At 61.6% G+C, this 14235-nt stretch carries 10 protein-coding genes; 6 read left to right on the top strand and 4 right to left on the bottom strand.

Annotated features, from left to right (window positions below; all coding sequences use genetic code 11):
* Nucleotides 1-74: 74 nt before the first annotated feature.
* From JJ917_07550 to JJ917_07530, 5 genes are all read left to right on the top strand, one after another.
* A complete protein-coding gene (locus JJ917_07550; GenBank protein MBO6698666.1) occupies nucleotides 75-1676 on the top strand; it encodes a trypsin-like peptidase domain-containing protein in 1602 nt (533 codons plus the stop codon).
* A gap of 200 nt (nucleotides 1677-1876) precedes the next feature.
* Entirely contained in the window at nucleotides 1877-2554 is a 678-nt protein-coding gene (locus JJ917_07545; GenBank protein MBO6698665.1) for a response regulator transcription factor, read from the top strand.
* A complete protein-coding gene (locus JJ917_07540; GenBank protein ID MBO6698664.1) occupies nucleotides 2532-3935 on the top strand; it encodes a HAMP domain-containing histidine kinase in 1404 nt (467 codons plus the stop codon). Before JJ917_07545 ends, JJ917_07540 begins: the two co-directional genes overlap by 23 nt.
* The gene (locus tag JJ917_07535; GenBank protein MBO6698663.1) at nucleotides 3932-6760 is read left to right on the top strand and encodes a bifunctional [glutamine synthetase] adenylyltransferase/[glutamine synthetase]-adenylyl-L-tyrosine phosphorylase; all 2829 of its coding nucleotides are present in this window, start codon (nucleotides 3932-3934) and stop codon (nucleotides 6758-6760) included. The genes JJ917_07540 and JJ917_07535 overlap by 4 nt, the downstream gene beginning before the upstream one ends.
* Nucleotides 6757-7293 carry a hypothetical protein gene (locus JJ917_07530; protein ID MBO6698662.1) on the top strand — a complete coding sequence of 179 codons (537 nt, stop codon included), beginning with the start codon at nucleotides 6757-6759 and terminating at the stop codon, nucleotides 7291-7293. Before JJ917_07535 ends, JJ917_07530 begins: the two co-directional genes overlap by 4 nt.
* Here JJ917_07530 and JJ917_07525 read toward each other — a convergent pair.
* Nucleotides 7290-9758 (bottom strand): PAS domain-containing protein, encoded by a 2469-nt coding sequence (locus JJ917_07525; protein MBO6698661.1) that lies wholly within the window; start codon nucleotides 9756-9758, stop codon nucleotides 7290-7292. The two genes, JJ917_07530 and JJ917_07525, sit on opposite strands and share 4 nt — an antisense overlap.
* Nucleotides 9759-9987: 229 nt before the next feature.
* Complete coding sequence (gene pepN, locus JJ917_07520; GenBank protein MBO6698660.1) at nucleotides 9988-12660, bottom strand: aminopeptidase N; 2673 nt, start codon at nucleotides 12658-12660, stop codon at nucleotides 9988-9990.
* Nucleotides 12661-12848: 188 nt separating this feature from the next.
* Here pepN and JJ917_07515 point away from each other — a divergent pair, with 188 nt between their 5' ends.
* Nucleotides 12849-13691, top strand: a complete 843-nt coding sequence (locus tag JJ917_07515) for a sulfite exporter TauE/SafE family protein (protein ID MBO6698659.1) — start codon at nucleotides 12849-12851, stop codon at nucleotides 13689-13691.
* Here JJ917_07515 and JJ917_07510 read toward each other — a convergent pair.
* The gene (locus tag JJ917_07510; protein ID MBO6698658.1) at nucleotides 13688-13957 is read right to left on the bottom strand and encodes a hypothetical protein; all 270 of its coding nucleotides are present in this window, start codon (nucleotides 13955-13957) and stop codon (nucleotides 13688-13690) included. The two genes, JJ917_07515 and JJ917_07510, sit on opposite strands and share 4 nt — an antisense overlap.
* Nucleotides 13957-14196, bottom strand: a complete 240-nt coding sequence (locus JJ917_07505; GenBank protein ID MBO6698657.1) for a DUF1289 domain-containing protein — start codon at nucleotides 14194-14196, stop codon at nucleotides 13957-13959. Before JJ917_07505 ends, JJ917_07510 begins: the two co-directional genes overlap by 1 nt.
* Nucleotides 14197-14235 lie beyond the last annotated feature (39 nt).

Raw genomic sequence — 14235 nt, 5'->3', positions numbered from 1 at the left:
TCGCTGGGGGCCATATCGGCCCACGCACCGGTCAGACGGTGCGACAATGACTGGCAAAAAGGAACATTGGCGACATGACCGATCCAAATCATCACTCGAACGGCGTTTTCCAGACCGAAGGCGAGGCGAAGCCGACAAGCGCAGCACCGCGCCGCGCCCGGTTGCTGAACCGCAAAACCACGCTGGCACTCTCCACCATTCTCGGCCTTGGCCTTTTGGTCCCGCTCGCTGGCACGGCCGTCGTGAGCACCGTGCAACAGGCCCGCGCCGCTGAAGCTGTCGTGCCTGACACTTTCGTTGCCCCGACCGGCTTTGAAGATCTGGTCGAAGCCGTCATGCCCGCGGTGGTGGCTGTACGCGTGGAAGCCCCGCAGCCGGTGGAAACCTCCAACCGGGACATTGACCGTCTGCCGGATGGCACGCCGTTCGACCGTTTTTTCCGTCGCTTCGGGCCGGAAGCTGAGGAGTTTTTCCGCCGCGGTCCAGGTGGTGGAGAAGGTCCGCGCAACCCACGCCGTGGCGGCGGTCAGGGCTCCGGCTTCTTCATTTCTGAGGACGGCTATCTGGTCACCAACAACCATGTGATCGAGGGGGCGGGCACCGTCCAGATCGTCATGGACAATGGCGACATTCTCGACGCGGAAGTGCTCGGCACCGACAGCCGCACCGATCTGGCGCTGCTGAAAGTCGAGGGCAATGACTTCACCTATGTGCGCCTGGCCGAAGAGCAGCCGCGCATCGGCGAAATCGTGCTCGCCATCGGTAACCCGTTTGGCCTTGGTGGGTCGGTTACGTCGGGCATCGTCTCGCAGCAAGGCCGCGATATCCAGCCTGGCCCGTATGATGAGTTCCTGCAGATCGATGCGGCCATCAACCGGGGTAACTCCGGCGGTCCAACCTTCAACATGCGCGGCGAAGTGGTCGGGGTGAACACCGCCATCTTCTCACCATCGGGCGGCAATGTCGGCATTGCCTTTGCTGTGCCGTCGACGGTGACCGCCGATGTGATCGGTGATCTCATCGAAAACGGCGCCGTGGCCCGTGGTTGGCTGGGTGTGAACATCCAATCGCTCACACCGGAACTCGCCGAAGGCATTGGCCGCGAGTCCACCGAAGGTGCGATCATCGTATCGGCCGCGTCGGGATCCCCAGCTGAAGATGCAGGCTTGCGGTCCGGCGACACCATCCTGTCGGTCAACGACGTGACCGTAGAGGGCCCGACGGAGCTTGCCCGCATCATCGGTGCGTTCGATCCGAATGAAACGGTGGAAATCCTGGTTTGGCGCGATGGCCGCGAGCAAACCGTCGATGTGCGCCTTGGCACGCTGCCGTCCGAACGTGAATTGGCCAGCCAGTTCCGCCAGCCGGACCTTGATCGCTCGCAGCCAAGCATTGTCGATCAGCTCGGCATGACGGTGGCGCCTGCCTCCTCGCTTGGGCTTGATGTCGATGGCCTCGCCGTCACCGACCTGGATCCCAACGGTGTGGCTGCCGAGCGCGATCTGCGCGAAGGCGACGTCATCGTTGAGGTTGCCGGCCAGCCGGTGAGCAGCATGCGCGATCTCACCTCCGGACTACGCGAAGCCGCCCGCAACGGCCAGGCGTCCGCCCTGGTGCGTGTGGAAGGCGAGAACGGAGCCTCGCGCTTCGTGGCCCTGCCAACCGACCGCGGCTAACGCCCTAACACCCATGCTGGCACCCCGGCTTCAGCCTGTCGCCCCCGCCGGGGTACCAGTCGCGCATGGCGGACACTTAGAGGAACCCTCTAGCTCCGCCGAGTGAACCGTCATGCGCACCCTTCTTCTCATGCGCTTGAGTCTGGCGCCAGGCCAGAATCGCGCTACCCTCCCATCCTCAAAACGCGAAAGGCTCGATCATGAAGGTTCTCATTATCGAAGACGATGTCGAGGCCGCCGCCTTCATCGTCAAAGGCTTTCGCGAAGCGGGCCACGCACCGAGCTACGCCGCTGACGGCGACACTGGCCTTGAGTATGCGCTGTCCGATGATTTCGATGTGATGGTCGTGGACCGCATGCTGCCCAAGCGCGACGGCTTATCGATCATTGCCGCCTTGCGCGAACAGGGCCGCCAAACGCCAGCGCTCATCCTTTCCGCCCTCGGCGAGGTGGACGACCGCGTGGCCGGTCTGCGCGCCGGTGGCGATGATTATCTGCCCAAACCCTATGCTTTTTCCGAGCTTTTGGCGCGCGCCGAAGTTCTCGCACGCCGGACCACGCCCGGCGAGGCCCAGACCACCTATCAGGTCGGCGATCTGGAGCTGGACCGTCTGTCGCACACCGTCAAACGCGGTGGCGAGGACATCCCGCTTCAGCCGCGCGAGTTTCGTCTGCTTGAGTTCTTGATGAAAAACGCCGGTCAGGTCGTAACCCGCACCATGCTTCTGGAAAAGGTCTGGGATTATCATTTCGACCCGCAGACCAACGTCATCGACGTGCACATATCCCGCCTGCGCTCAAAGATCGATAAGGGCCAGGATAAACCGCTGATCCAGACCGTGAGAGGGGCGGGCTATGTCCTCCGCGACACGGCTTAGGCCTTTCCGCACCACCGCCTTCAAGCTGGCTGCCGGCTATCTGGTTGTCTTCGGCCTCTTCGCCGGCGGATTGATTGGCTATCTGGTGTTCGAGACATCCTCGGTGCTGATCCGCGACGTCGACCAGCGCCTGACGGGCGACGCCCGCCGTCTGGGTCAGCATTACCAGCGCGCCGGGATCAATGGCTTGTTTGCTGCCATGCAGGATAGCGCCCAGCGCCCCGGCAACCGGCTCTATGCGTTGCTGACGCCTGATGGGCTCGAGGTCGTGAATTCGGTTGGCAGCCTGCCCGATGGCGTTTGGGATCAGACGGGCCTGGCGCGGTTTGCTTACAAACAGATCGGCCCCGATGGGCAGGAGCGCGACAGCCGCGCCATCGTGCGCATCATTGAACTACCGGATGGGTTTCGCGCTCTGATCGGCCTTGATATCGGCCAGTCCGACGTGATCCGCCAAGCCATTGGCCGCGCGGCCATCGTCTCGCTTGTGCTGCTCGCCGTGCTGGCTGCGCTCGGCTGGTTCTACGTCAACAAGCGTGTGCTGAAGCGCCTGGACGGCATCTCCCAATCCACCGCGCGGATCATGGATGGCCATCTATCGGAACGCATCGCGGTCACGGGCACCGGCGATGAGTTTGATCGTTTGGCCGAACAGCTCAACGTGATGCTCGCTCGTCTGGAACGCCTGATGAATGGGCTGAAAGAAGTCTCCGATAACATCGCCCACGACCTGCGCACACCGCTGACCCGCATGCGCAACCAGATGGAAGATGCCCTGCGTCAACCGCCCGACAACGCCACCGATCGTGCGGCGCTGGAAAATGCGCTGAGCGAGGCCGAACGGCTTATGGCGACGTTCCAGGCACTGCTCACCATCGCACGAGTCGAGGCCGGTGGGCGGCGTCACACGCTGGGCCAGGTCGATCTTGGTCAGGTCCTGACCGACGTCATGGAGCTGTATGAACCTGTGGCCGAGGATCAGGGCGTCACATTGACATTCAAACCTGCGCCGCTGGCCGTCATGGCAAACGTCAACCGCGAGCTGGTGGGTCTGGCCGCAGCGAACCTGGTCGACAACGCCTTGAAATATGGTGCGGGCGAGGGCGGGCGCATCGAACTTACGCTGGCCAAGGTTGGCGCCAACGCGCAACTGACCGTCACCGACAATGGACCGGGCATCCCAAATGGGGACCGTGACCGGGTGAAAGACCGATTTGTCCGCCTCGACAAGAGCCGTACCGCCGACGGCTCGGGCCTCGGCCTCGCGCTGGTTGAGGCAGTGGCGGCCTTTCACGACGGCACCCTCGAACTCGGCGATGCCGAGCCTGGCCTGAAAGCGACGCTGACCTTGCCACTTGGGGCGTCGGAGGTCCCGTCATGACCGCCACACTCAACGCTATCTTCAATGCCTCGCCCCATCTGCAAGAGCTGGCGGAAAAGGTGTACGGCACGACAGAGCTCGAAGCTTCGTCCTTGCCCGCGATGGGTGATGCGGTCGCTGGTGCTATTGCGACGCTTCAGGCTGAGCCACTGGAGGACGAAGCGGCAATCATGACGGCGCTGCGTCTGGCCAAACAACGCGCATCGCTCGCCATCGCGCTCGCCGACCGATTGGGCCAGTCCTCTGTGGATCAGACAACCCAAGCGCTTTCCGATTTTGCCGACGCCGCCATCGAACAAGCCGTGCGCGCATCCTTTGTCCTGGAGGGCAGGGGGGATCGCTGGCTCGGCACGCCTGACAAAATGGAAGGCTATTGCGTTCTCGGCATGGGTAAACTGGGCGGTGGTGAGCTGAACTATTCCAGCGATATCGATCTGATCATCTTGTTCGATCCTGCGGTTCTTGAGGCTCAAACCTCTGATCGCATTGAAGCCGGACCGTTTGCAGTCCGCGTCACGCGCAGGCTCGTCAGATTGCTCCAGGAACGCACCGGTGATGGCTATGTGTTCCGCACCGATCTGCGCCTGCGGCCCGACCCGTCTTCGACGCCGCTGGCCCTCTCGATTGATGGCGCGCTCAACTATTACGAAGCGCAAGGCCGCACCTGGGAACGCGCGGCCATGATCAAGGCGCGCTGCGTCGCTGGCGACCAGGCCTTGGGCGCTCGGTTCATGAAGGCCATCAAGCCGTTCATTTGGCGCCGCCATCTTGATTACGCCGCCATCGACGCCATCCGCTCGATCAAACGCCGCATCAACACCCATAAAGGTTTTGGCGCGATCACCGTGCCTGGTCATGACGTAAAACTTGGCCGTGGCGGCATCCGCGAAATCGAGTTTTTTGCTCAGACACAGCAGCTGATTGCCGGTGGTCGCAATCCCGCCCTGCGCATGATCCGCACCAAAGAGGCGCTCCAAGGCCTGGCTGATCTGCAATGGATTGAGCAACACGCTGCCGACACCTTGTGTACGGCCTACGACCAACTGCGTGACGTCGAGCACTGCATTCAGATGCTGCGCGACGAGCAGACCCATCGTTTGCCGCAGGACGACGATGACCGGGCCCATGTCGCCGCACTGATGGGCCAGGAGTTAAAGACGTTTGACGAGGACGTCCGCGCAACCTTTGAAGAGGTCCACGGGCAGTTTCAGGCTCTCTTCCCCGATGAACCCGACGAGGCCACGAGCTTCGACCCGTTCGAGGCTGAACTCACCGAAAAGCTCGCGCGCCACTTTGTTGCGCTAGGCTATGAGCAGCCCGACAATGTTCACCGGCTTCTGCAAGGATGGATGCGTGGCCGCATGAACGCAACGGCGACCAGCGCTGCGCGCGAACGTTTGCGCGCCCTCGGCCCCGATCTCCTGCGCACCTTTGGCCAGACCGACCGACCCGAAGCGGCGCTGCGTTCGCTTGACGGTTTCTTGCACGGCTTGCCGGCGGGTTTGCAGTTTTTTTCTATGCTGGAAAGCAATCCGGCGATCATGGGCCTGCTCGCGCGCATTATGGGCACCGCGCCGAAGCTCGCCGACGCTCTGGCGCACCGTCCAAGGCTGTTCGATGCCCTGCTTGATCCACGCTTTTTCGGCTCCTTGCCAAGCCGCGATTCCATCCGCGCCGACCTGGAACGGGCGATGGGCGAGGCGCCCTCCTACGAGGCCAAACTCAACGCCAGCCGCATCGTCGGTCAGGAGCAGCACTTCTTGATCGGCGTACGTTTGCTGTCGCAGACGCTGACCGCCGCCGAAGCCTCCGCCGCCTACACGGACTTGGCCGAAGAGACGGTGCTCGCACTGCTCGATTTGGCAGTGGAGGATGTGCGCGAAAAGCATGGAGTTTTCGAAGGTGCCTGCCTCAGCGTGCTTGGCATGGGTAAGCTTGGCAGCCGCGAACTGACGGCATCCTCCGACCTTGATCTGCTGCTGATCTACGATCTGCCTAATGGGCAGGCCGAAAGCGACGGGCCGCGCCCGGTGGCACCGTCGCAATATTACACCCGCGTGACCCAAAGGCTGATCGCCGCGCTCAGCGCGCCGACGGCCGAGGGTGTGCTGTATGAGCTTGATATGCGCTTGCGCCCTTCCGGCAAAGCCGGTCCGTTGGCCACCAACCTGACGGCGTTTGAGCGCTACCAGACCAGTTCGGCGCGCACCTGGGAACATATGGCGCTGACGCGCGCCCGCGCTTTTGGCCGCGATGAACAAGGCTGCGCCGCCATCCATGATGCCATCAAGCGTGTGCTCACTGCACCGTTCGACACCGACAAGGTGCGCGTCGACGTTGCCGATATGCGCGCCTTGCTCGACCGGGAAAAGCCGCCGAAGAGCGTCTTCGATCTGAAAACCGCGCCGGGTGGCATCATCGATGTGGAGTTCATTGCCCAGGGGATGCAGCTCTGCCACGCCAAGGACCATCCGGATATCTTGCGAACCTCGACGGCTGAGGCGCTTCAAGCCTTGCAAGATGCCAATCTTCTCAACGCTGATGATGGCGCGGCCTTGTCCGAAGCACACCGGCTTTACAGCACCCTTTCCCAAATTCTGCGGCTTTGTCTGGACGGCGTGTTCGATCCAGAGTCTGCCGCACCCAGTTTGCGTCGACTGGTCACCCAAGCTTGCGATTTGCCAAGCGTGGAGACCGTCAAGACGCATCTTGAGCACACACAGGCCGACATCCGATCTCGGTTCAACCGCCTGTTTGCTGCCACGGACGAAGAGCGTTCGTGTTCATCCCTCGGGGGCGACATTCTCGAAGGAAAAGACCAATGACCAATTTCAAAAAACTCTCCGTGCTCGCGCTCGCCGGCACGATGCTCGCCACCGGCCTGACGGTGAGCGCGATGGCCGATGACAACCGCTCCGGCGCGCATGAGCGTGAGCGTGGCGCTGCCAGCTTCCGCGCCGGCGAACGGTTCGCCCGCGCCGACACCAATGGTGATCGGATGATCTCACTGGAGGAGTTCCAGGCCGGTGCCACCGAGCGATTCACGGCGATGGACGCTGACGGCGATGGCCTGGTGACGCCAGCCGAGATGGTCGCCCAGCGCCAACAGCGCGCCGAAGACCGCGCAGCCGAACGCCTGGCGCGTATCGACACCAATGAAGACGGGGCTCTGTCTTTGGAAGAGATGACGGCTGCCAGCGAAGCGCGATTTGCTCGCATGGACCGCGATGATGATGGCAGCTTGGAGCCGCGCGAACTGCGCCGCGGTTTCCGCGGTGGCGATCGCGATGACCGTGACGGACGTCGTGGTCGCGTCGCTCCCGATGCCGATGGTGGCGTGATTGAGCAGTCGCTCTAAGCGGACTTTCGCTGCAAATTTGGTTCCACGGCGCCTTGTGCGCCGTGGATTGGCGCTGGGCGGTTACCGCGCCGGCCAAGCGAAGCCAGGCTCACCGGCTGCGCCGCGTCAAAGGCTTGGTCCAGCCGGCTCTCTTCCACGTCCAAATCGATCGTTTTGCCGTCTGGCGATCCGCTCGTTGGGTTCACCGGCAGCGAAATCCCCACCAACGTCCCCACATGCTCGCGCGAATTGATTCGCAGCGACCCATTGTGCAGATCGATCAGCTTGCGAGAGATCGCAAGACCGAGACCCGATCCCTCGCGCGGTCGGGTCATAGCGCTGTGCACCTGTTCGAAAGGCTCGGTAACCTTGTCCAGCTTGTCGCGGGGAATACCGATGCCGGTGTCGCGCACGCTGAGAAAAAGCTTGTCGCCCTTGCAGCGGGTCCGCACGACGATCTTGCCACCGCTGGGCGTAAACTTGACCGCATTGTTGAGCAGGTTGAGCAACACCTGTCGGATGGCGTTTGGATCGCAAACGGCCATCAGGTTCTCACCTAGATCGGTGGTGATGGTTACATTGGCCGTGTCCGCGTCCAGTTGCACCATGCGGATGCACTCATGGACGGCTGTCGCGAGATTTTCCCGGCGTGGCGAGATGGTAACCCGATCGGTATCGAGTTTGGCCATGTCGAGCACGTCGGAAATCACACCGAGCAGGAACTGGCCGCTGGTGTGGATGTCCTTGGCGTAGCCGGAATAGGTTCGGCTGCCCAGCGGACCGAGCATTTCAGACCGCATGAGTTCTGAAAAGCCGATGATGGCATTGAGCGGCGTGCGTAGCTCGTGGCTCATATTGGCCAAGAACTCCGATTTGGCCCGGCTGGCCGCTTCAGCACGCTTCTTCTCTTCATTGTAGCGTTCGGCAAGCGCAGCCATATCGCGGCGTGATCGGGTGAGGTCACCGATGGCGCCGATGAGCCGGGTTTCGGAATCAACCAGCGCCTGCTCTTTTTCTTTCAGCGCCGTGATGTCACTTCCAAGGAAAGCGAACCCGCCGTCATACGTGCTGCGCACCGTGACTTGGAACCAGCGATCATCCGGCAACCCGCAGATCAGTGGTTTTTCGATCGGCAGACCGTCTTCGTTGGTTTCATTGCTGAGGAGATGCGCCGCACAAAGCTCAAGATCAAAGGGGCAAAGCGTGTTGCCGTCATTGTCGCGCAGATCGCCGCTGCGCGACAGGGCATTGAAACGGTTGAAGCCGTCGTTGCTGGCGACCAGTGTGCCTTTACTGTCCCACAGCGCGAACGCATCGGAGACGGCCTCGATGGATTCGCGTAGATGGCGGTTGGCCTCGGTCGTCTTGCGTTCGAAACGTCGACGCTCGGTGATGTCGTTAGCGGCACCGATGAGGCGGAGTTTGGCGCCAGGTAGACGGATGACTTCGGCATGCAGATGGATCCAGCGCCACTGCCCGTTGGCATGCAGCAGGCGCACGGTTGCTTCCAGTTGGCCTTTGCGGGCTTTGCGTAGCGCGCGGGCTTTCAACGCCAGATCGGTATTGCTCGGGTGCAGGATGGCATCCAGATCGTCGATCGACAGGACATCACCGCTCGGCGCGTAGCCAAGCATGTTGAACATGGAATTCGACCAATCGATCTGGCCGGTCTCCAGGTCCCAATCCCAAAGACCGCTGCGCCCGCGATTGAGTGCGGTTTCCAGACGCAAATGCGCCGTCGTGAAGCGCTCAGTGGCGGTGACGGTCCGGTCGCTCTGCCAGATGAAGGAGTAGCCAAGAATGAGGATGACGAGGCTGATCCCGCCAAGCAGGGCCATCTCATCGACGAGTTCACGCAGCCAAGCTGCCTGGATGGGTTCGGGGTCGAGGAGGATGGAGGCTTGTGCGCTGCCTTGCGCGCCTTGGGCCTCGGCCCGCGCGTAGAGCAGCTTTTGCACGTTATCATCGTTGAGCGACGCCGAGGCGAAGTCAACGCCTGCTGGGAACGGCATCGACAGCGTTTCTTCGCCGAGTTGAAGGCGCGCTTCCAACGGCGTGCCAGTGCCATTGTGGATCGCTTGAACGGCGAGGTTGGTTGCGCTTTGGACCGTTGCCTCTTCAAGATTGCCAACATTGGCCGCGACCTGCGCGATCACCAGTGCCTGGGTGTCGAGCATGTTCTGCAACTGCGTGAAACGCTCGGTTCGCTCGGTCCAAAGCGCACTGATGCGCACAAGGAAAAGAACGATCAAAAAGGTGATGATGAGAAGCGACGTTAGATGCCGCAAACGCAGAGTAAGAGGCGAGGCTTCGGCGTTCGCGGGCAGGGTGGTTGCAAGGGACGCTGGCGTTGTTTCCAAAGGGCGAAAAGCGGAGCGTCTGGCGATGGGTGATTGAAGTGCGCTGGAAGGATCCGCCCCTGGGGGTTCTCCGGCAAAGGGCAAAGAACTGCCGTTTGCCGCGAGTGTTGTCGCTCGCGCCATGCTTATTCGCCTTCAAAGAAAATTTTTTACGCCGGAACGCGACTGACTTCCGAATCACTTCGATTTGAATCGTTGCGAATCAGCTTGTCTAGAGTCCGTGGCGCGCTGACCGGAAAAAATTACCGAAGTTTTAACGCCCGGCCGACGAACTGGCGCCAAACCTTTGTTTCCAGTTGCGAATCGTGACCGACTCTTCTCTCTGGATGAAGAATCCTGGGGTGGTGGCACGTTATCCGTCGAGGGTACGCTGCACGATGTCGGAAAGGTCGGGTGAGATGTTCGCCCTTTCTTGCAGGCTGGCTAGGGCTGCGCGGGCGTGACCCTGGCGGCTGTCTTCAATGGTGCGCCAGGTGCGAAACGCTGCGGCAAGGCGCGCGGCAAGTTGCGGGTTGAGGGCGTCCAACGCGCCAATACGATCTGCCATCAACCGGTAGCCGGACCCATCAGCGGCATGGAAGGCGGCCAGATTGGCGCTTGCGAAGGCACCGAGCAGGCTACGTACGCGATTGGGGTTCTCGCGATCATAAGAACGATGGTCTTCTAATGCGACAAGCGAGTCGGCCGTTCCCGTCATCGCCTGAACCGCGAACCATTTGTCCATGGTGAGCGGGTCGTCGTGAAACTCGTTGTCAAAGGCGGCAAGAGCCGGCCCAGCCAGAGCGCTGCTCCGCTGCAGCATCATACCTAGAATTCTGATGCGCATGGTCATCCCGCGAGCCGCAGCAAGCACATCAGTGAGAAGCCCATCAACGTCCGGACGATCACATTGCGCGATGTGATGAAGAATCGCGATCTTCAAGGCGCGCCGGGCGGCAGCCTCCGGTGCGATATCGCCATCATCCTCCAGACCCGCATCCTGCAAAGCGGTCAGCAATGAGGCGCCGTACGCGGCGCAAAAGTCACGCGAAAACCCTTTGCGCGCGGCCACCACACGATCCGGATCAATGGATTTTCCGATCGTGCGGGCAAGGTCTTGCGCGGAGGGCAGGGTGATGGCCGCCGCGCGTGTTGCTTGCCCGGAACCCTCGCGGATGGGCACGCTCAACGCCTTGGTGACCATGGCCTCGAACAGGGCCGCGTCGTCGCCGACGGGTTCACCAACGCCAAGTCGGTGGTAACGGCGCTGCAGGGCATCGCTGTAGAGCGACTGAAGGTGCGCCCAACTGCTGAAGGCATTGCTGTCCTTGCCAGCGAGGAACAGCCGGTCGCTCTCGTCTAGCCCTTCAACGGTGTGCAGCACCGGCGCCGAATAATCGCGGAAAAGCGATGGCCGGACGGTGCCTGATGGCAGACCACCCATCCGCACGTGACCTTCGGTCTCTTCGAGCAGGAACTGATCGCCGACCAAGCGCCCACCGGTTACGGCGACCTGATCGGGGTCCAGCGCAAGGTCCTCGCCGGCGTCATTGACAAGGGCCAGCCGGCAGGGGATGGGAAGCGGGATTTTGGTGGCCTGACCGGGCGTCGGCGCTGTTGCTTGGGTGAAGCGCAGTTCGGCAGTGGCCGAGCTTGGGTCAATCTCCCAGGACACATCGACCTTCGGAGTACCGGCCTGCGTGTACCAGTTTAAAAAGTCCGGCCACGCGCCGAGGTCACCGGCTTCGGCCTCCATGGCAACCAGAAAGTCTTCTAGCCGTACCGCTTGGCCGTCATAGGTCGCAAAATACCGATCCATGGCGGCACGAAAACGGTCTGGCCCGAGCCATGACGCGACCATGCGAACGATCTCCGCGCCCTTTTCGTAGACCGTTGCCGTGTAGAAATTGTTGATCTCGCGATAGGTGTCGGGCCGCACGGCATGGGCCAGCGGCCCACCATCCTCGGGAAACTGATGTGCCCATAGATCGCGCACATCGCGGATGCGCTTGATGGTGCGATCGTAGATGTCGCTGGTGTATTCCTGATCGCGGAACACCGTCAGCCCTTCTTTCAGGCAGAGCTGAAACCAGTCGCGACAGGTGACTCGATTGCCCGACCAATTGTGGAAATATTCATGGGCGATTATCGCGTCGATGCGCTCGTAATCCTCGTCCGTCGCCGTTTCAGGTGAGGCAAGAATGTACTTGTCGTTGAATATATTGAGACCTTTGTTCTCCATCGCGCCGAGATTGAAATCGGAGACGGCAACAATGTTGAAGACGTCGAGATCGTAAAGCCTGCCGAAACGTTCCTCATCCCACGTCATCGATCGTTTCAGGGCTTGCATAGCGAACGCGGCCCGGTCGGCCTTGCCAGGTTCCACATATATCGCAAGCGCGACATCGCGCCCGTCTCGCGTCGTGAACTGATCGCGCACGGCGTCTAGCTTTCCGCCAACGAGGGCGAAGAGGTAAGACGGCTTGGGGTGCGGGTCGTGCCAAGTGATGCTGTGCCACCCGTCCGCCAGATCCTTCGCTTCGCCAGGATTGCCATTCGAAAGCAGCACCGGGCAGGCTTCTTTGTCGGCCTCAAGGGTCACGGTATAGGTGGCCAACACATCGGGGCGGTCGAGAAACGGCACGATACGGCGGAAGCCCTCCGCCTCGCACTGGGTGCAGTAGACATTGTTGGTGAGGTAAAGGCCGCTCAGCGCGGTGTTGGTGGCCGGGTCCAAGGTGGTTGCGATCTCGACGCGGCTTCCCTCGCGAGCCGACAGCACGAAGGCCACCTCAGTTGCCGTCTGATCCGGTTCGATCTGGGCGCTGTTGACCTTGACCTCCACCGGACCCAGCGCATCGGCATGGAGCACCAGCCGGGCATGGGCCATCTGGTGATCAACCGCTGGGTTGGGGCGAACGTGATACGTCGCCTCGGCGCGAGTAGCCGGGCCGTCAAGGCGAACTGTCAGGTCCACATGGTCAATCAGAAAGGGTGGCGGGGTGTAGTCTGCCAACCGGATGGCAGGAGGGGTGTCGCTCTGCATTGCTCAGCACAAAGCATGGCGATGGTGGTGGCCACAAGCCGTAGTAACCCTGCCAATCAGGACGGGCCCAATGCTTGCCTCAGGCGCAGTCGCGGCGTAGGGAGGCGTCCTGTCCTCCCCGGATGACGGATTGTTACGGTCCGTCCCATCCTGCCCAACATGCTCTTTGAGAAAGGCTTGCCAAGCCGATGGATGCCTTTGCCGCCATTCCCATGGATCAAGCGCTCTTTCTTGCCGCTGCGCTTCTGATCGCTGGCGCCGTGACCGGCGTGCTGTCTGGCCTTTTTGGCGTTGGTGGCGGCGCGGTCATGGTACCGGTCTTGTTCGAAGTGTTTGGCTTTGCCGGCGTTGACGAGGCCGTTCGCGCCCCGCTGGCCATCGGCACCTCACTTGCGGTGATCATTCCGACTTCGATCCGGTCTTTCCGTGGCCACAAAGCGCGTGGCGCAGTCGACATGGACGTCTTGAAGGTGTGGGCAATACCCATTCTGCTCGGCGTAATCGTTGGCGCTTTGATCGCCCGCGTCGCTGAGCCATGGGTGTTTCTCTTGGTCTTTGCGGTCGTCTCCACGCTCAATGCCATCAAACTGCTGTTCGGCAAAGAAAGCTGGAAGCTTGGCAATGACCTGCCGGGACCTTGGCCAATGCGCGTCATCGGCTGGGTGATTGGGCTTCTGTCCTCGCTCATGGGCATTGGTGGCGGCGTCATGGCGAATATGGTCCAGACGCTTTATGCGCGGCCGATCCTCAACTCGATCGCGACTTCGTCCGGCGTCGGCGTCTTGATCTCTATCCCGGCAACCTTCGGCTACATCTATGCCGGTTGGCCACAAATGGATGTTGTGCCGCCATTCTCGCTCGGCTTCGTCTCGCTGATCGGCGTGGCCCTGTTGCTGCCGCTAACGGTGCTGACAGCGCCGATAGGCGTGAAGATTGCCCACGCGCTGCCCAAGCGCACGCTGGAGATATCGTTTGGCATCTTCCTGGTGGTGGTCGCCGCGCGCTTTATCGCAGCACTGCTAGGGTACTAGCCAGTGAAGCCCTGAAAGAGCCAGTAGCCGACCAGCAGCAAAACCAACAACCCGCCCCAAAGCAGGAGGGCGCGCAAGAGCGGCGCGACCGGTTGGCCGCGGGTGAAGACGCCGCCACCAAGGTAGACCAACAAGGCCAGCATTGCGGTCACCGCGGCAAGCTGTCCTGGCTCCACACCAAGCAACGTGCCGCTGTTGCCGCCAATGAGCAAAACAACAAGACCGGTGATCAGGATTCCAGCCGCGACCCAACCATAAACGGGCATCATTGGCCTCCGTCGTGATCGTCGATGCCGGCGGCGCGGCGCTGCGTTTTCAAATGCTTCATACGATCAGGCAGTAGCGCCATGACCTGCAGGCGCTGCGGATCGGTCAGCTTCGACCAACGGCCGATCTCATCCATGGTGCGTCCGCATCCAAGGCACAGGTCCAAGAGCGGGTCGATCCGGCAGATCTGGACACAGGGTGAAAGCGTTGAGCTTTGCTGAGCGGGGGGCGTCGCCATGGGAACTCGATAATCAACTGCGGTGGGCGGATTAGCATC

This window comes from Hyphomicrobiales bacterium (assembly GCA_017642935.1).
Lineage (GTDB): Bacteria > Pseudomonadota > Alphaproteobacteria > Rhizobiales > MH13 > MH13.
The sequence above is the reverse complement of the archived record's forward strand: the minus strand, read 5'-3'. Positions and strand labels throughout refer to the sequence as shown.

Coding starts and splice junctions, on each gene's coding strand:
- JJ917_07515 (MBO6698659.1), top strand. CDS start 12,849: ATGGATGCCTTTGCCGCCATTCCCATGGATCAAGCGCTCTTTCTTGCC.
- JJ917_07535 (MBO6698663.1), top strand. CDS start 3,932: ATGACCGCCACACTCAACGCTATCTTCAATGCCTCGCCCCATCTGCAA.
- JJ917_07525 (MBO6698661.1), bottom strand. CDS start 9,758: ATGGCGCGAGCGACAACACTCGCGGCAAACGGCAGTTCTTTGCCCTTT.
- JJ917_07545 (MBO6698665.1), top strand. CDS start 1,877: ATGAAGGTTCTCATTATCGAAGACGATGTCGAGGCCGCCGCCTTCATC.
- JJ917_07505 (MBO6698657.1), bottom strand. CDS start 14,196: ATGGCGACGCCCCCCGCTCAGCAAAGCTCAACGCTTTCACCCTGTGTC.
- JJ917_07510 (MBO6698658.1), bottom strand. CDS start 13,957: ATGCCCGTTTATGGTTGGGTCGCGGCTGGAATCCTGATCACCGGTCTT.
- JJ917_07550 (MBO6698666.1), top strand. CDS start 75: ATGACCGATCCAAATCATCACTCGAACGGCGTTTTCCAGACCGAAGGC.
- JJ917_07530 (MBO6698662.1), top strand. CDS start 6,757: ATGACCAATTTCAAAAAACTCTCCGTGCTCGCGCTCGCCGGCACGATG.
- pepN (MBO6698660.1), bottom strand. CDS start 12,660: ATGCAGAGCGACACCCCTCCTGCCATCCGGTTGGCAGACTACACCCCG.
- JJ917_07540 (MBO6698664.1), top strand. CDS start 2,532: ATGTCCTCCGCGACACGGCTTAGGCCTTTCCGCACCACCGCCTTCAAG.